Here is a 17,525-nt window from a genome sequence, read left to right as displayed (position 1 = left end):
CAACCCCGAGAAGGCGCTTTGGGAGGAACATCATGAATAGTCTGAAGCGCAGAACGCTGTTCTGCCTGCTCTCCGGTGCTGCCCTGTCGGCAGTCTCTTTCGGTTATGCCAGTGCGCAGGATCGCACCTCGGTGAAGATCGGTTATGCCGTTTCAAAAAGCGGCGCCAATGCCACAGGTGCTGGCATCACCACCATTCCAAACTACAAATTGTGGGTGAAGGAGGTCAACGATGCCGGCGGCCTCACTTTGCCGGATGGCAAGCGCCTGCCGGTGGAAGTGGTTGAATATGACGACCGCTCCTCGGCCGAGGATGCGGTGCGATTCACTGAGCGTCTGGCCAGCCAGGACAAGGTTGATTTTATTCTGCCGCCCTGGGGCACGGGCTTCAATCTGGCCGTCGCACCGCTTTATGAGCGCTTCGGTTATCCGCAACTGGCAGTGACCGGCGTGACCGACAAGGCGCCCGAATTTGCCGCGCGCTGGAAGAAGAGCTTCTGGATGCTGGGCGGCGGCCATGATTATGCCAATGCGCTGGCCGACGTTTTGAAAGCCGCACGCGAGGCCGGCCAGATCAACGACAAGGTCGCGGTGATTTCCGTGGCTGACGGTTTCGGCATCGATCTCATCAAGGCCGCGCGACCGGCGCTGAAAGAAGCGGGTTTCACACTCGCCTATGACAAGACCTATCCGGTCGGCACTTCGGATTTCGCAGCACTTGTGAACGAGGCGGCGGCGAGTGGTGCGGACAGCTTCATCGCCTTTTCCTATCCGCCCGACAGTTTCGCGGTGACGAAACAGGCGCAGACGGCCCGGTTTAACCCGAAGGTTCTTTATCTCGGCGTCGGCGGTGCTTTCCCGATCTTCCCGAAGGTCTCCGATGGCAAGCAGGAAGGCGTGATCAGCATCGGCGGCGTTGATGGCAGCAGCGACAGGATCGAGGATTATTTCAAGCGCCACGAAGCCTTCATCGGCGCCAAGCCGGACAGCTGGGCAAGCGCCATCACCTATGCGAGCCTCGAAATGCTGGCCCAGTCCATCCAGCGTGTCGGCCTCGACAAGGCAGCGGTGGCAAGCGAGCTTTCGACGGGAAGCTTCGAAACCGTCATCGGCCCGGTCAAGCTTGAGGACAACCAGCTTCGCCAGCTCTGGTGGGCGGGACAATGGCAGGGTGACCGCTTTGTGGCGATTGCACCCGCAGACCGTTCAGGCGCGGCAAAGCCGGTCATTCCGAAGCCGCAATGGTGAGCCGTTGCCGGCCGGGGCTGTGAACCCCGGCCGGCAGGCTTCGGCCATGTTCCAGACTGGAGACAATCCCTTGTTTTTATCCACCCTCATTTTCGGCTTGATGCTGGGAGGGACCTATGCGCTGATCGCGCTTGGACTTTCGCTGCAATATGGCATCGCCCGCATCATGAACCTTGCTTATGGCGAAGTGCTGATTGCGGCTGCCTTCATCGCCTTCGTGCTGTTTTCCAGCTATGGCCTTTCGCCGCTCTTGTCGCTGTTCATCATCGTGCCGCTCGGTTACTGCCTGTCCTTTTTGATCTACCGTGTGATGATGCGGCCGCTGGTACGCCGTTCGGGCGGGTCCGGCCGTCTGGAAGTCGATTCCATACTGGCGACCTTCGGGCTGCTCTTCGTCATTCAGGGCATCATGCTTGTCGTGTTCGGCGGCAACTATCATTCCTATTCCTATCTCGCCGATGGCGTCGATATCCTCGGCACGACGGTGGCGCTCAACCGGCTCCTGTCCTTCTGCCTGTCGGTCGTCATCGGCGGCGGGCTTTATCTGGCGCTCACCCACAGTCGCTGGGGCCTAAACCTGCGGGCGGTGGCGCTTGCGCCCAAATCCGCGCCGCTGGTCGGTATTGATGTGAACCGGGTGGCGTCGATCGGTTTTGCCCTTGGCGGCGCACTCGCCGTGGCAGGGGGGGTGATGATCTCGATGTACCAGACCTTTTCCGCCTCCTATGGCGTGGTTTTCACCATGAAGGCGCTTGTCGTTGTTATCATGGGCGGTGTCGGCAATCTGCTCGGCGCACTGGTGGCCGGCCTGCTGCTCGGCCTCGTGGAAACCTTCGTGCTGGTTTATGTCGATCCCGGTCTCACACTTGCCGCCACCTATCTGCTTTTCCTTGTGGTGCTGCTCTGGCGTCCGGAAGGCATTTTCGCACGGAGGGGCAAATGATCCCACTTCTCATCGGCCTTGCCGCAGCTGTGTTGCTGGCGCTTTCCCCCTTCTTTTTCGATGCCTATGGCGTCGGCGTCATCATAGGCCTGCTGGGTTATGCGACGCTCGCTTCCGCCTGGGCGATGTTCTCAGGCCCGACCCGTTATATTTCGCTTGCCACCGTCGCCTTCTTCGGCGTCGGGGCCTATACGGTGGCGGTGCTGAGCGAGCTTTTGCCATGGCCGCTCGTGCTCCTGTGCGCGGCCCTTGTCGGCGCGTCGCTGGCGCTTGTCGTCGGGCTTTCCACACTGCGCGTCGCTGGCATTTATTTCGTGATCTTTTCCTTTGGCCTTGCCGAGCTCATCCGCCAGCTCATCACCTGGTATGAGGTGAATGTGACCGGCACGCTCGGGCGCTATATCTTCCTGCCGCTGGAGCCGCAGCATGTGCTTTGGCAATTGCTGGCGCTGGCTGTCATCACCCTTCTGTTATCGACGCTGATCGATCGCAGCAAGCTCGGACTGGCGCTGAAGGCAATCGGTGACGACGAGGTCGTGGCCGCCCATGCGGGCATCAATCTCGCTCGCACCAAGCTGACGCTTTTCGTGCTGTCGGCCACGATCATTACGCTTGTGGGTGCAATTCAGGCCCCGCGCTGGGTCTATATCGAGCCGGCCATCGTCTTTAATCCGCAGGTCTCGTTCCTCACCGTTATCATGGCCTTGCTTGGCGGAGCCACACGCCGCTGGGGACCCATTCTCGGTGCGGTGCCGCTGTTCCTGCTGTTCGAATGGCTGGGCGCCAACTTCCCCAACCATTTTTCCATCATCCTCGGCGCTCTCTTCATCCTCATCGTCTTTGTGTTGCCGGATGGCGTGCTGGCGGCGCTTGAGAAGTTGCGCAAAAAGGAGAAAGCCGCATGAGCGCTGTTCTCGAAATCACCGATATCCGCAAGACCTTTGGCGGGCTGAAGGCGGTGGATGGTCTTGGTCTCACAATCGAGGCCGGCGAGGTCGTCGGGCTGCTGGGGCCGAACGGTTCCGGCAAGACGACGCTGATGAACCTGATCTCCGGGGCGCTGAAGCCAACCGAAGGGTCGATCCGGCTAAAAGGGCAGGAGATTGCAGGAAGGCGGCCGGATGTGATTGCCCGCGCCGGCGTGGCGCGCACCTTCCAGCTCGTGCGGCTTTTGCCGTCGCTTTCCTTGCTCGAAAACGTCGCCGTATCGGCCATGTTTGGGCCGCAACGCCTGTCCCGTCTTGAGGCGGAGAAGGTCGCGCGGGCCTGCCTCGAAAGGATTGGCCTTGCCGGGCGGGAGACCCTGCCGGCCGGCGATCTCACCTATATCGACCAGAAACGGCTTGAACTGGCGCGTGCGCTGGCGGGCGAACCGAAGCTTCTGCTTCTTGACGAATGGCTTGCGGGCCTCAACCCCACTGAGCTGCAGGAAGGAATAGCGTTGATCCGGCGGCTGGCATCGCAGGGAACGACGATCCTGCTGGTGGAACATATCATGGCCGCCGTGCGCGCGCTCTGCCCGCGCTCCGTGGTCATGGCGGCCGGTAGCAAGATCGCCGATGGGCCGACGGCCGTGGTGCTTGATGATCCGCAGGTCATTTCCGCCTATCTGGGAGCGGCACATGCTTGAAATAGATGCACTGACAATCCGTTACGGCAAACATCTCGCGGTTGACGGCATATCGCTTAATGTCGCCAAGGGCGAAACGGTGGTGCTGCTCGGCGCCAATGGTGCGGGCAAGTCATCACTGCTGAAGGCGGTCGGCGGCATGGTTGCGCCGGCCTCTGGCGAAGTGCGCGTCAACGGCGCGTCGCTTGCCGTTGTCCCCGCCCATCAGATCGTGGAACGGGGCGTGGCGCTGGTACCGGAGGGACGCGGAATTTTCGCAGCGCTGACGGTGGAGGAAAATCTTCGTCTCGGTGCCAATCCCCGCCATGCCCGTTCAGCGGAAAAGACGACTCGCGACCATATTTTCTCGCTGTTTCCGCGCCTTGCCGAACGGCGGCAGCAGCTTGCCGGCACCATGTCCGGTGGCGAACAGCAGATGGTCGCCATCGGCCGCGCGCTGATGTCGGCACCGGATTATCTGCTGCTGGATGAGCCGAGCCTTGGGCTTGCGCCCATCGTCACGCAGGAACTTTTTGCCGCTTTGGCTGAGATCAAGAAGAGCGGCCTTTCAATTCTGCTCGTGGAGCAGAATGTACGCGAAAGCCTTGCGCTTGCCGATCGCGGTTATTTGCTGGAAGCAGGGCGGATCGTCGGGGCGGGAACGGCTGAAGCCCTGTCCGCCGATCCCGCCGTGCAACGCGCGTTTCTCGGCGGTACCACCGCCGCCATTGTCTGAACTCAGGAGAAAGACCATGCAGACTGTCAATCTTTTCATCGGCGGTGATCATTGCCCGGCCGCAAGCGGCAAGCGCTTCGAGCGCAGCAACCCCATTACCGGCGATGTGGCGACCAGTGCGGCGGCGGCAACGGTGGAGGACGCCATGCGCGCGGCCGATGCCGCGGCGGCGGCTTTCCCGGTCTGGTCGGCAACGCCGCCCGGTGAACGTCGCCGCCTGCTTCTGGCTGCCGCGCAGGCGCTTCTCGCCGCCGGGCCTGACATCACCCAGGCGATGAAGGAAGAAATTGGCGCGACCGATGCCTGGGCCGGGTTCAACGTCAAACTGGCGAGCGACATGCTGGTGGAGGCGGCAAGCCTGACCACCCAGATCAAGGGCGAGATCATCCCCTCCAACCGTCCGGGAACCATGGCGATGGCGCTGCGCCAGCCGGCCGGTGTCGTCCTGTCCATGGCGCCGTGGAATGCGCCTGTTATTCTCGGCGTGCGCTCCATCGCCACGCCGCTTGCCTGCGGCAATACGGTTGTCATGAAGACCTCGGAGCTGTGCCCGCGCACCCATGCGCTGATCATTGAAGCCGTCGCTTCGGCGGGTCTGCCCAAGGGCGTGCTCAACGCCGTCTCCAATGCGCCGGAAGATGCGGCTAAGATCGTCGATACGCTGATCGCGCATCCCGCCGTCAGACGCGTGAATTTCACCGGCTCGACCCGCGTCGGCCGGGTGATTGCCGAAACCGCCGGCCGTTATCTGAAACCCGCTTTGCTGGAGCTTGGCGGCAAGGCGCCGTTCATCGTGCTTGATGACGCCGATATCGATGCGGCTGTCGCGGCTGCTGCCTTCGGTGCCTATATGAATCAGGGCCAAATCTGCATGTCGACGGAGCGCATCATCGTGCTCGACAGCGTTGCCGATACATTTGTGGAGGCCTTCGCCAAAAAAGCTTCGAGCCTCAAAGCCGGCGATCCGCGTGAGGGCAAAACACCGCTTGGCTCGCTGGTCAGCGCCGAAGCGACCTCCCGCATCCGGGCGTTGGTGGATGACGCCGTCTCGAAGGGCGCACGGCTGGTCGCCGGCGGCGGTGGCAACGGCACGATGGTGGATGCGATCGCCGTCGATGGCGTTACCCCGGCCATGCGGCTTTATGCGGAGGAAAGCTTCGGCCCCGTCGTCTCCATCATCAGGGCCGGCAGCGTGGATGAGGCCGTGAGCATCGCAAACGAAACCGAGTTCGGTCTTTCCGCCGCGATTTTTGGCAGGGATCAGGCACGGGCGCTTGCCATCGCAGGGCGCATCGAAAGCGGCATATGCCACATCAATGGCCCGACCGTTCACGATGAGGCGCAGATGCCTTTCGGCGGTGTCAAGGCATCCGGTTACGGCCGTTTTGGCGGCACTGCGGGCATTGCGGAATTCACCGAGCTACGCTGGGTCACGTTGCAGGACGGGCCGCTGCATTATCCCATCTGAACCGGAAACGGTACAGGCTGGCGGGCGGCGTCACCGCCGCTCGTCGATCAGCCAGCCGGTGAGTTTCCTCACCGCGCTGTCGCTGCTTTTCGGCCGCATCAGCCAGTAACCGCGCCCCGGCGCATCAAGGCTCGGGCCGGCCGTCACCAGCACGCCGGCTTCGAGCAACGGATCGACCAGCCCGGCCCAGCCGAGTGCAAAACCCTGCTCACCGATGGTTGCCTGCACCACCATCGTGTAATTGTTGAAGCTGATATCGCCGCCATCATGCTCCGCACCGCGATGCACGCCGAAATGCTTGAAATAGGCAGCCCAGTCGAACCAGTGCGCCTGTGACGTGTTTTCGAGGTGGATGAGTTTATGGCGTGAAAAATCAGCGACACCCGCCGGTGCCGGCGTTTCCGCCAGGAGCGCCGGCGAGCAGACCGGCGTGACCTTTTCCGAAAGCAGCAATACCGCTCCTTCGCCCGCCTCCTGCCGCGTGCCGAAAATCACCATCACGTCGCTGTCGTGTTTGCCCTGGCCAAGTGGGTCCTGCGTGGCGACGATCTGGATGTTGATGTCGGGGTTGAGCGCGCGAAATCCGTGCATGCGCGGGATGAGCCACAGGGACGAAAAGGCATAGTCCGTGTGCAGACGGATGGTCTGGCGTTCCTCCGTCCGGCGAAGCTGCTGCGCCAGAAGGTCGATGGCGTCGACATTGCGCGAGACGATCTCGAACAGCCTCTGGCCCTCCGTCGTCAGTTCTATGCCGCGATGTCTGCGCTGCACGAGCGCCACGCCCAGTTCCTCCTCCAGCCTGCGGATCTGATAACTGACGGCCGGCTGGGTCAGCCGCAGGGATGCAGCCGCCGCCGTCAGGCTGCCGCGGCGGGCAACCTCGGTGAAAATGCGCATCCATCCCAGATCAAGCGGCCGGTCTGACATTAAAATTCCTTATATCAGTCATCGAAAAATACCCGCTTCACAGGCAAAAGCAACGTGGTGTTCAATAAACTGGATTGATAAAAGGGGAGCCGCAATGAAAACCATTTCTCATCTGCATCGCATCGCCGCCGGTCTCATTCTGTCCGTGGCGGCCTTCTCCACCCCGCTTCAGGCGGCCGATGACGCGACCTGCAAGACGATCCGTCTTAGCGATCCCGGCTGGACCGACATCACCGCCACCAATGGCGTTGCTTCTGTCCTGCTCGATGCGCTGGGTTATGAGGCTGACGTCAAGACGCTGTCGGTGCCGATCGGGTATCAGGCGATGAAGAACGGTGAGATCGACGTTTTCCTCGGCAACTGGATGCCGGCGCAGAAATCCTTCGTGGACGATCTGAATGCCGCCAAGGCGGCCGAGGTGATGACGAAGAACCTCGAGGGCGCCAAATTCACATTGGCAGTGCCGGCCTATATGGCGGAAAAGGGCGTCAAGGATTTTGCCGATCTAGCCAAACATGCCGACGAATTCGAAAGCAAGATTTACGGCATCGAGCCCGGCGCACCGGCCAACCAGAATATCCAGAAGATCATCGACGCCAATGATTTCGGCCTCAAGGGCTGGCAGCTCGTCGAATCCGGCGAACAGGCGATGCTGGCGCAGGTGGAACGGGCGGGCAGGGACAAGAAGGCGGTGGTCTTTCTCGCCTGGGCACCGCATCCGATGAATGAGAAGATCGATATCGCCTATCTCTCCGGTGGCGACGCCTATTTCGGCCCGAATTTCGGTGGTGCTGAGGTCTATACGCTCGTGCGCACCGGCTGGCCGCAGCAATGCCCGAATGCGGCGACGCTGTTCAAGAACCTGAAGTTCGATATCGGCATGGAAAACACGCTGATGGGCTCTATTCTTGGCGGCGAGGATTCCAAAGCGGCGGCATCTGCCTGGCTGAAAGCCAATCCAAAAGTGCTGGATGGCTGGCTGCAGGGCGTTACCACGCTGGAGGGCAAGCCGGGTGCGGACGCCGTCAAAGGCAAGCTTGGTCTTTAAGCCGGAAAATCGACATGCCGCGTCCCAATATCCTGATCCTGATGGCCGACCAGTTCAACGGGACGTTTTTTCCCGATGGCCCGGCCGATTTTCTCCACGCACCCCATCTGAAAACATTGGCGAAGCGGTCTGTCCGCTTCGCCAACACCTATACGGCAAGCCCGCTCTGCGCACCGGCCCGGGCGTCCTTCATGTCCGGGCAATTGCCCAGCCGGACGCGGGTTTATGACAATGCCGCCGAATTCGCGTCCGACATACCGACCTATGCACATCACCTGCGGGCGGCTGGTTATTACACCGGCCTTTCGGGAAAGATGCATTTCGTCGGGCCGGATCAGCTGCATGGCTTCGAAGAGCGCCTGACGACGGATATCTATCCCGCTGATTTCGGCTGGACACCTGATTATACCAAGCCGGGTGAGCGGATCGACTGGTGGTATCACAATCTCGGTTCGGTGACTGGCGCAGGCGTCGCCGAAATCACCAACCAGATGGAGTATGACGACGAGGTGGCCTATCACGCCACCCGCAAGCTTTACGACCTGTCGCGTCGTCTCGATGACCGGCCGTGGTGCCTGACGGTCAGCTTCACCCATCCGCACGACCCCTATGTGGCGCGGCGCAAATTCTGGGATCTCTACGAGGATTGCCCGGCGCTGGACCCCGAGACGGAAGCGCTTTCCTTCGACGAACACGACCCGCATTCGAAACGGCTGCTGGAAGCCTGCGACTATCGGGCTTTCGATATTTCGCCTGAAGAGATACGCCGTGCGCGGCGCGGTTATTTCGCCAATATCTCCTACATCGACGAAAAGGTCGGCGAAATCCTCGACGTCCTGAAGGCGACGCGGATGGAAGAGGATACGATCATTCTCTTCCTGTCGGACCATGGCGATATGCTGGGCGAGCGTGGCCTGTGGTTCAAGATGTGTTTCTTCGAAGGTTCTGCCCGCGTGCCGCTGATGATCGCCGCACCCGATTGGCAACCGGCTTTGATCGATGCCCCTGTCTCGACACTCGATGTCACGCCGACGCTGTGTGGGTTGGCCGGGCTGGATATCACCTCGCTTAAACGCTGGACGGATGGCGAGGATCTGGCGGCGCTGGCTACGGGAACCGGCGGTCGTGGCCCGGTGCCGATGGAATATGCCGCCGAAGGCTCCATCGCGCCGCTCGTTGCCCTTCGCGACGGCCGCTACAAGCTGTCGGTCTGCGAGGCTGATCCGCCGCTGCTTTACGATCTCGAGGCCGATCCGGAGGAACGCACCAATCTTGCCCAAGATCCCGCTTTCAGCGATGTGCTTTCATCGCTTTCGGCAGAGATTGGTCGGCGTTGGCAGTTGCCGGTGTTCGACGCCGCCGTTCGCGAAAGTCAGGCGCGGCGGTGGGTGGTCTACAAGGCGCTGCGTAATGGCGCCTATTATCCGTGGGACTACCAGCCCTTGCAAAAGGCCTCGGAACGCTACATGCGCAACCATATGGACCTCAACGTGCTGGAGGAAAACCAGCGTTTTCCGCGCGGAGAGTGAAACAGGCAGGATGCCTCAAGCGGCGGCGGTCACCCTTGGTGCACCGCCAGCCGCCTGCACGGCAAGGCTGCCAGCGGCTACCCCGGCTTTGAGGCATTGCTGCTCATCCTGCCCCTGAAGCCATGCATCAAGAAAACCGGCATTAAAGGCATCGCCTGCGCCAGTTGTGTCGATGACCGGCACTTTCTGGGCTGCCATATGCTGCAGCCCCATCTGAGAGGAAACCCACGCGCCCTGCGCGCCGCCCTTCAATGCCACGACGGGAAACGTCTCTGATAGGGCGCGGATCGCTGTTTCCGGGTCAGAATGACCGGTGATCGCTTCGGCCTCTTCGAGATTGGGCAAGAACACGTCGACGCCGGTACAGGCCCTGAGCAGGCCTTTGTCGTAAATCAGCGCTGCATCCCAGCTCGGGTCGAGAGAGACTGACAATCCGCTCGCCCTGGCGCGCGAGACGAGATCGGGAACCTCGTGCAGGGTAGCGAATTCGGCAATGTGCAGATGCCGTGCCTTGTCCCACGCAAAGGCGGCATCCAGTGTTGAAGGACGGGCCGCACCGGCGCGGCGCGTCAAAAATGCCCGGTCCTGACCAACCACTGTCGCTACCGTGACTTGCGGTCCGGCATCTGTTGCATGTTCCAGAAACTGCAGGTCGACGCCGCTTTGCGCCATTTTCCCGCCGATATCGCGCGAAAACGTATCGGTGCCGAGCCTCGCCAGCAGCGCAACCGGTCGGCCTATGTGGGCGAAATGTGCGGCGGCAATGAAGGCTCCGCCGCCGGCGGCAATTTCCATGTCGCGGGCAAACAGTTCCCGGCCGAGCACGGGCAATTCATCGAGCCCGGTGAAAATGAGGTCGCAATAGATCCGGCCGACGCTGATGACGGCTGCTTTTTCTGTTGTCATCATGCGCGGCCCAGAAGCTTTTCCGTTTTGGCATCGAAAAGATAAAGCGAACCTCGCTCCGCATGGCATTGCAACCGGCTGCCGACAACGGGAATGGATTTGCCTCTGGCGGTGGCAATCACCGAGGTCGTGTCGGTATCCAGATGAACAAGCGTCTCCGGCCCGAGCGGTTCGACCGCCGTTACCGTTCCCTCAAGCGTAAACGTTCCCTGTGCAGCACCATTCTCGCCGACCAGCAGATCATGAGGCCGGACGCCGATCAGAAGTTCGCCCGTGGCGGAGAGTGCAACGCTGCTGGTTGTTTTGGTTCCTCGCAACAGGTTCATCGAGGGGCTGCCGATGAAGCGGGCGGTAAATACATCGACAGGCGTTTCGTAAAGTTCCGTCGGTGTGCCGACCTGCAGGATATGGCCGTCCTTCATCACCACGATCCGGTCCGCCATGGTCATGGCTTCCACCTGATCATGGGTGACGTAGACGGTTGTCGTCTTAAGACGTTGATGCAAGCGCTTGATTTCAATGCGCATCTGCGAACGCAACTGGGCGTCGAGATTGGACAGTGGCTCGTCGAACAGAAAGGCTGCGGGATCACGCACCATGGCTCGGCCGATGGCGACGCGCTGGCGCTGGCCGCCCGACAGGGCCGCGGGACGACGGTCCAGCAGGGCTTCAAGCCCCAGTACCCGGCCGGCCTCTTCGATGCGGCGGTTCTTTTCCGTCTTGTCGAGTTTTGCAGTGTAAAGTCCGAAACCGATATTCTGGCGAACCGTCATATGCGGGTAGATCGCATAGTTCTGGAAGACCATAGCGATGTTGCGCTGTTTCGGTTCTTTCTCGTTGACGACGTTTCCGGCGATCTTCAGCGTGCCGTCGGAAATCTCCTCCAGCCCGGCGATCATGCGCAGCGTGGTGGATTTTCCACAGCCGGAGGGGCCGACGAAAACGACGAATTCGCCGTCTTCAATGGCCAGGTCTATGCCTTTGACCGCCTCGACCTTGCCGTAGCGCTTCACGAGTTGATTGAGTTCGATTGTCGCCATTATCGCGCTCCCGTCAGGGCGGTGAATTTCTCTGCCAGTTCGGCGGCCTTCGCCGCTTCATGGTTGGTGGATTGTTGTGCCTCAGCCTCAAATGCACCAAGCTTGCCGCGATAGGCTGCAAACGCCTCCCGCATCGGTTCAGGCGCCGGGCCGCCGAAACGGCTGCGCACCGCGACGAAGTGCTCCGGCGAGACGATCTGCCTGAACTTTTCCTCGTCGATGCCGGTCTCGCGTCCTGTCAGTTCACTGAAAGCCCTAAGGAACGGCTGGTAACCGTCATTCGGCAGATCGCCCTTCAGCGCGACGACGCTTTTGGCGACGGTCGCGGCGATTTCATGGGCCTGGCGGAAAGACAGGTCTTCGATGCGGACAAGCGAATCCGCCAGTTCCGTGATGGTGATGCAGGACCGGCGGATATTCTGGTCGACCCGTTCGGGATCGATGCTGATCTGGCCGACGAGGCTGGCGAGAAGATCGAGAACCCGGCCGGCGGAAGCGAAGGCCTCGTAACCCATGCCCTGGGTTTCGCCTTCGCTGTCGTTCATGTCGGTGAAGGGCGTGTTGTGCATCACGTCAAGCATGGTCCGCGCCCGGCCGAATGTCTGGCTGGCGAGGTGGCGCAGATGTTCGATCGGCACCGGGTTGCGCTTCTGCGGCATGATCGAGGAAATCTGCACCAGCGAATTCGGCACGTAGATCTGGCCGACTTCGAAGCTCGTCCAGAACTGGAAATCCTGAATGAGCCTGCCGAGATGCAGGAACATCAACTCGATCGCGCCATAGGTCGCCGTCGTATAATCGACGGCGGCGATGCAGGAATAGGAATTGCGCAGCGGTGCGGCAAAGCCCAGCAGTTCGGCAACCCGCGCCCGGTCGATTGGGAATCCCGATGTGGTGATGGCGGCAGCGCCCATAGGCGAAAGATCGACGATACGGCGGGCCTCCGCGAAGCGGTCAATATCCCGGATCAACACTTCGATGGCGGCGGAGAGATAGTGGCCGAAGGTGGTGGGCTGGGCCGGCTGCCCATGCGTATAGGCCACAATCAGCGTGGATTGATTACGCTCGGCGGCATCGATCAGCGCTTTCAGCAGAACACGCGCCTTGGCGGTGAGCGTGTCGATCTTGTCCTTGAGGCCGATCTTGAACAGTGTGTGATCGATATCGTTGCGCGAACGGGCCGTGTGCAGGCGGCCGGCGACATCGACGCCGATGCGGGCTTTCAGTTCCTTCTCGATCAGGAAGAAGAAATCCTCGACTTCGCCGGTATAGACCAGTTCAGATGGTTCGATGGTCCTGTCGATATCCTCAAGCGCGCCGGCGATTTTGGCCGCCGTTTCGGCGTCCAGAATGCCGGTTTCGCGCAACATGACCAGATGGGCGCGGTCTATGCGGCGGAAACCGTCGACATGGTGGTTCTTGGCGCCGTCGAACAGCGGGCGCAGCACCGTTTCCTTGTAGGCAGGGTCGGGAAACTTGCTGGTATCCGACAGGCGCGGGTTGATATCGGCCATGATATTATCCTTTCAGGCCCGCCAGCATCACACCGCGCACGATGTAGCGTTGCAGGACGATGAAGACGATGAGGGTAGGGATGGTCGCAATGGCTGCGCCCGTCATGATCATTTCCCACTGGATTTGCTGTTCCACCGCGAAGCTCGATAGCCCGACCGGCAGGGTGTAGAGTTCTTTGCTTGTCGTGACGATCAGCGGCCAGAAGAACGCCGTCCAATTGCCGAGGAAGGTGAAGATGGCGAGCGCCGAAAGCGCAGGCGTCACCAGCGGCAGGGCGACCTTCCACCAGATCTGAAACTCGTTCAGGCCGTCAACGCGCGCGGCTTCAAGGAAGTCGTTCGGAACCGTCTCGAAAAACTGCTTCATCAGGAAGGTGCCGAAGGCCGTCATTATTCCGGGGAACATGATGCCCCAGTAGCTGTCGAGCCAGCCCAGCTGGCTGGACATCAGATACCATGGGATAACAAGCATTTCCGTCGGTATCATCAGTGTGGAAAGAATGGCGAGGAAGATGAAATAGCGCCCGCGAAACTCGAATTTCGCCAGGGTATAACCGACCAGACTGTCGAAAAAGCAGTTGGAGACAGTGACCAGGACCGCAACCAGCGTCGAGTTGAAGAACCAGCGCAGGAAACGGCCATCGGCCATTACGGTCATGTAGTTTGCGATTGTCGGTGCAGCGGGAATGAGCCTGAGATCATAGACCTGATCCGCCGTCTTGAACGAGGTCGCGAACATGAACAGCAGCGGCGAAACCATGATCAGGCCGCCGATGAACAGCAGCGTCCAGGCGAGGATGCGGCCGGGGCGGATGCGGGCGTGGGAGAGTGGCAAGGCTTCGCTCATTTCTTTTCCCTCAGCACCCAGAGCTGGACCAGCGACACGACAAGAAGAATGGTGAAAAGAACGACCGTCTGCGCAGCGGCATAACCCATCGCATAGGAATTGAATGCGGTCTGGTAGATCATCAGCACCAGCGGTTTGGTGGAGCCGAGCGGCCCGCCCGGATCGTTGGTTGTCATGTTATAGACCTGGTCAAAAATACGGAGGAAACCGATCGAGGAAAACACGACAAGGAAAACGGTGGTGGGTTTCAGAAGCGGAAGCGTGATCTTGCGAAGGATCGCCCATTCACCCAGACCGTCGATGCGGGCGGCTTCGTAGAAAGTCGTTGGAATGGCGCGCAGGCCGGCCATGAAGATGATGATCTGGAACCCGAGCCCCGCCCAGATGGCCGTTACCATGACGGAATAAAGCGCCTGATCGGTGGAGCGGATAAATGGCTGCTGGGGAATGCCGATCATGCCGAGCACGTCGTTGATGATGCCGATGGGCGGCGGCTGATAAAACCAGCGCCAGACCCAGGCCATCGCCGCTGCGGTGGTCAGGTAGGGCAGAAAATAAAGCGCGCGGATGAAACCGTGCAGAATGCGCACCCGGTCGAGATAAAAGGCAATGACGAAAGCCAGCACGAGGCTGATCGGCGTGCCGACGATAAGATAGGTGAAGGTATTCTTGAACACCTTCCAGAATTGCGGGTCCTTGAACAGCTTGACGTAGTTGGCAATGCCGATGAACTTTGCCGGCCGCAGCAGGTCCCAGTTGGTGAAGGACAGGTAGAAGGCCTGCAGCGTCGGGTAAAAACGGATGACGCTGTAAAACAGGATCGGGATTGCCAGAAAGCTCCAGATCCACAAAAGCCGTTTGGTACGCATGGAAAGGCGATCTCCGAAGGAGCCGCCGGGGCGGCCGGATGCCGCCCCCTGTTGATCTATCGCTGTCATGTCTGAACCTGCGGTTTTCAGGGTTTCGCCGCGTCGATGATTTCCTGCTCGGCCTCGGCGGCCTGCTTGATGGAATCTTCGACCGACTGACCTTCGAGCAGGACCCGGTTGGTCATGTCGATGGCGTTCTGCCGCTGGGCGGCTTCATCCATGAACAGCGTTGTATGGGCATATTCCAGACCCTTCAGGAACGGTGCGTAGATCGGGTCCTTCAGGTTTTCTTCGGTCAGCGCCGCTGAGCGCCGCGCCGGCAATTCGCCCACCGTCTTCAGCCAGATCGCCATGGCCTCAGGCGAGGAGATATAGGCGAGGAACTTCTTGGAGGCCTCAAACTCTTCACCTGTTGTCTTGGCGCTGATGCCGTTGGCGAAGTAGCTGGCATAGTTGGAGCGGATATTCTTGTCATTGGTGGGAAGTTCGGTCACGCCCCACTCAAAATCCTTGATGGTGCGGAACGAGCCCAACCGGAAGGTGCCGTCGATGGTCATGCCGGCTTTGCCAGCGCGGAACGCGGCCTGACCTTCATCCATGAAGCCGACCTGGCCGATTTTCTTTTCAAGCTGCAGGCTGGTGTAGAATTTCAGCGCCTGCACGCCGGCCTCGCTGTTATAGGTAACCTTCTGGTCGTTGTCGGTGTAGGGTTCGCCACCATATTGGCGAATGAGGATCTCACGCCACCACTGGTGATCCTGGCCGCCCATGTCGAGCGTGGAGCCGGCGACCGTCAGGTTTCCGGCGGCGTCGTGCTTGGCGATCTTTTCCGCCGCGGCAACGAATTCGTCGAGCGTCTTCGGCGGATTGGCAGCGTCCAGCCCGGCCTCGGTAAAGAGCTTCTTGTTGTAGAAGAGCGCCAGCGAGCGAACCGCCGTCGGCAGGCCGTAATAATCGTCGCCGCGCTTCATGGCGCTGACGATCGGGAAGAATTCACTCTCGATCTTGTCATGCGGGAAAGCATCTTTAGGCAGCGGTTGCAGGATGCCGCCGGCCGCGAACTTGTCCAGCCAGCCATAGAATAGCTGCATCACGTCAGGGCCTTTGCCGGAAAGATTGGCGGCGATGACGCGCGTCTGGTAATCGGCGTAAGGAAAGGTCACCTGCTTGACGGTGATGTCAGGATTGGCCTTCTGGAATTCCGCGATCAGCTCATCCATGGCCTTTACGCGTGTGTCGAAGACATATTGCCAATATTCGATTTCAACCGCCTGCGCGGCGTTGAATGCAAATGTGCTGAAACCGGCGACCAAGCCGGCGAACAGAGTTGCCCTGCGCATGTAACCCTCCATTTCCTCCGTCCGGTCTTCCGGATGCGGAGTGATCGTTCCCTTTATCCGCGCTTTCGCGCGCGCTCATTGACTCGTCCGGCAACGGGAATTTTCCTGTCCCGTCCCCCATGTGAGCCTGACCCCCGGTCGTCCTCTACGGTTCTCCGAACACGGGCATTTGTCAATAAGATAATTTACTTGAATTATTATATTGCGCTTATCGTCATTTGGACGTTATGAATTTTCTATGGGACGGGGAAATTGAAGAGATGACGGTGCACACGGTGGATGCCTATCCCGTAGCAATCGGAAAAAATCCTGAGCGGAGCCGCGAGCATAACAGGCGAGTCGTCCTCGACCTCGTCAGGCGGCACGGATCGCTCGGCCGCGCCCAGATCGCCAAGATCACCCATCTGACAGCCCAGGCGGTTGCCAATATCGTCGATGAGCTGGTGGGTGAGGAGTTGCTGAAGGAACTCGGCCGCCGCCGCACCGGCAGGGGTCAACCGCCGATCCAGTTCGCTGTCAATCCGGATGGCGGCGCGACGATCGGTGTGGAAATCGCCGCCGACCATATGGTCACCGTCGGCCTTGATCTTGCCGGAGCGCTGCGCACCCATCGCGTCACGCCGCTTAAGGACACCACACCGGAGGCCATATTCAAGGCCTTTGCCGCCGAGCATGCGGCTGTTGCGAAAAATCTCGGATGCAGACTGCTCGGCACCGGCGTCGTCATGCCGGGGCCTTTTGAGATCGATGGCATGACATCGGTGGGGCCAACGACCCTTTCCGGCTGGGGCGGCATTGATGCCCGCCAGATGCTGAGTGATGCCTGCGGCCAGCCGGTGGTGGTGGAAAATGACGCGACAGCCGCTGCTGTCGGCGAGCGACTGTTCGGCGCGGGGCTGGCGATCCCCAATTTCTGCATGATCTATTTCGGCGTCGGTATCGGTCTTGGCATCATTCAGGACGGCTCGCCCTATCGCGGTGCATTCGGAAACGCCGGCGAAATCGGCCATGTGACGGTCTCGCCGAAGGGAAGGCCTTGCCCTTCCTGCGGGCAAAGAGGGTGTCTGGAAGCCTATGCGTCGGTCTACGTGCTGAAGGAGAAACTCGTTAGCGCCGGTGTCGTGGATACGGAGCTTGACGATCTTGACGCCCTGTTCAAGGCGGGCAATCCCGTGGTGATGGAGTGGATCGACGAGGCCGCCGCCCATCTCGCGCCGATGATTGCCATGCTGGAGAACATTCTCGATCCGCAAACAGTCATCCTCGGCGGTGCGCTGCCGGAGGTCATTATCAGCGAAATCATTCAGCGCATGGGGGATTTGCCGACCTCGGTCGCAAGCCGGCGGCAGCGGGAACTGCCGCGTGTCATGCACGGCAAATCCGGGCAGTTGACCGCCGCCCTTGGCGCTGCGGCACTGCCGCTGTTCGACATCGTTACACCAAAACTGGAGACATCCCCGGGAGCCGCAGCACAGGCGCCGGGCTGAATATTGGAGGAGACC

16 protein-coding genes are annotated in these 17,525 nt (G+C 60.5%); 9 read left to right on the top strand and 7 right to left on the bottom strand.

Annotated features, from left to right (window positions below):
* Window positions 1–32: 32 nt before the first annotated feature.
* The 6 genes from JZX89_RS24835 to JZX89_RS24810 all read left to right on the top strand — a co-directional run bounded on the left by JZX89_RS24835 (window position 33) and on the right by JZX89_RS24810 (window position 6,003).
* Complete coding sequence (locus JZX89_RS24835; protein ID WP_207135653.1) at window positions 33–1,247, top strand: amino acid ABC transporter substrate-binding protein; 1,215 nt, start codon at window positions 33–35, stop codon at window positions 1,245–1,247.
* A gap of 70 nt (window positions 1,248–1,317) precedes the next feature.
* Window positions 1,318–2,190, top strand: a complete 873-nt coding sequence (locus JZX89_RS24830) for a branched-chain amino acid ABC transporter permease (RefSeq protein WP_207135652.1) — start codon at window positions 1,318–1,320, stop codon at window positions 2,188–2,190.
* Window positions 2,187–3,095, top strand: a complete 909-nt coding sequence (locus JZX89_RS24825) for a branched-chain amino acid ABC transporter permease (RefSeq protein ID WP_207135651.1) — start codon at window positions 2,187–2,189, stop codon at window positions 3,093–3,095. The genes JZX89_RS24830 and JZX89_RS24825 overlap by 4 nt, the downstream gene beginning before the upstream one ends.
* A complete protein-coding gene (locus tag JZX89_RS24820) occupies window positions 3,092–3,820 on the top strand; it encodes an ABC transporter ATP-binding protein (protein WP_207135650.1) in 729 nt (242 codons plus the stop codon). The genes JZX89_RS24825 and JZX89_RS24820 overlap by 4 nt, the downstream gene beginning before the upstream one ends.
* Window positions 3,813–4,535 (top strand): ABC transporter ATP-binding protein, encoded by a 723-nt coding sequence (locus JZX89_RS24815; RefSeq protein WP_149900969.1) that lies wholly within the window; start codon window positions 3,813–3,815, stop codon window positions 4,533–4,535. Before JZX89_RS24820 ends, JZX89_RS24815 begins: the two co-directional genes overlap by 8 nt.
* 16 nt (window positions 4,536–4,551) lie before the next feature.
* Window positions 4,552–6,003 (top strand): aldehyde dehydrogenase, encoded by a 1,452-nt coding sequence (locus JZX89_RS24810; protein WP_207135649.1) that lies wholly within the window; start codon window positions 4,552–4,554, stop codon window positions 6,001–6,003.
* 30 nt (window positions 6,004–6,033) lie between these two features.
* On the opposite strand, the gene JZX89_RS24805 is transcribed toward JZX89_RS24810, so the two are convergent.
* Window positions 6,034–6,930 (bottom strand): choline sulfate utilization transcriptional regulator, encoded by an 897-nt coding sequence (locus tag JZX89_RS24805; protein ID WP_135397603.1) that lies wholly within the window; start codon window positions 6,928–6,930, stop codon window positions 6,034–6,036.
* Window positions 6,931–7,024: 94 nt separating this feature from the next.
* Between JZX89_RS24805 and JZX89_RS24800 the strand changes: the two genes are divergently transcribed.
* A complete protein-coding gene (locus JZX89_RS24800) occupies window positions 7,025–7,978 on the top strand; it encodes a choline ABC transporter substrate-binding protein (protein ID WP_207135648.1) in 954 nt (317 codons plus the stop codon).
* A 14-nt stretch (window positions 7,979–7,992) separates the two neighbouring features.
* Window positions 7,993–9,507: a choline-sulfatase gene (betC, locus tag JZX89_RS24795; protein WP_207135647.1), complete on the top strand. Its 1,515-nt coding sequence runs from the start codon at window positions 7,993–7,995 to the stop codon at window positions 9,505–9,507.
* A gap of 15 nt (window positions 9,508–9,522) precedes the next feature.
* Here betC and JZX89_RS24790 read toward each other — a convergent pair whose 3' ends face one another.
* From JZX89_RS24790 to JZX89_RS24765, 6 genes are read right to left on the bottom strand one after another with little or no spacing between them, the layout of a single operon-like run.
* Window positions 9,523–10,416 carry a carbohydrate kinase family protein gene (locus JZX89_RS24790; protein ID WP_207135646.1) on the bottom strand — a complete coding sequence of 298 codons (894 nt, stop codon included), beginning with the start codon at window positions 10,414–10,416 and terminating at the stop codon, window positions 9,523–9,525.
* A complete protein-coding gene (locus tag JZX89_RS24785; protein ID WP_207135645.1) occupies window positions 10,413–11,453 on the bottom strand; it encodes an ABC transporter ATP-binding protein in 1,041 nt (346 codons plus the stop codon). Before JZX89_RS24785 ends, JZX89_RS24790 begins: the two co-directional genes overlap by 4 nt.
* Window positions 11,453–12,967, bottom strand: coding sequence for an argininosuccinate lyase (gene argH, locus JZX89_RS24780; RefSeq protein WP_207135644.1), 1,515 nt, complete (start codon window positions 12,965–12,967; stop codon window positions 11,453–11,455). The genes JZX89_RS24785 and argH overlap by 1 nt, the downstream gene beginning before the upstream one ends.
* Window positions 12,968–12,971: 4 nt before the next feature.
* Window positions 12,972–13,814: a carbohydrate ABC transporter permease gene (locus JZX89_RS24775; RefSeq protein ID WP_207135643.1), complete on the bottom strand. Its 843-nt coding sequence runs from the start codon at window positions 13,812–13,814 to the stop codon at window positions 12,972–12,974.
* Window positions 13,811–14,752, bottom strand: coding sequence for a carbohydrate ABC transporter permease (locus tag JZX89_RS24770; protein WP_060725579.1), 942 nt, complete (start codon window positions 14,750–14,752; stop codon window positions 13,811–13,813). The genes JZX89_RS24775 and JZX89_RS24770 overlap by 4 nt, the downstream gene beginning before the upstream one ends.
* Window positions 14,753–14,769: 17 nt before the next feature.
* On the bottom strand, window positions 14,770–16,035 hold the full coding sequence (locus JZX89_RS24765; RefSeq protein ID WP_174375096.1) for a sugar ABC transporter substrate-binding protein: 1,266 nt from the start codon (window positions 16,033–16,035) through the stop codon (window positions 14,770–14,772).
* A 248-nt stretch (window positions 16,036–16,283) separates the two neighbouring features.
* On the opposite strand from JZX89_RS24765, the gene JZX89_RS24760 reads away from it, so the two are divergent.
* Entirely contained in the window at window positions 16,284–17,510 is a 1,227-nt protein-coding gene (locus tag JZX89_RS24760) for an ROK family transcriptional regulator (RefSeq protein ID WP_153516057.1), read from the top strand.
* Window positions 17,511–17,525: the final 15 nt, after the last annotated feature.

The organism is Agrobacterium burrii, from assembly GCF_017313405.1.
Lineage (GTDB): Bacteria > Pseudomonadota > Alphaproteobacteria > Rhizobiales > Rhizobiaceae > Agrobacterium > Agrobacterium burrii.
The sequence above is the reverse complement of the archived record's forward strand: the minus strand, read 5'-3'. Positions and strand labels throughout refer to the sequence as shown.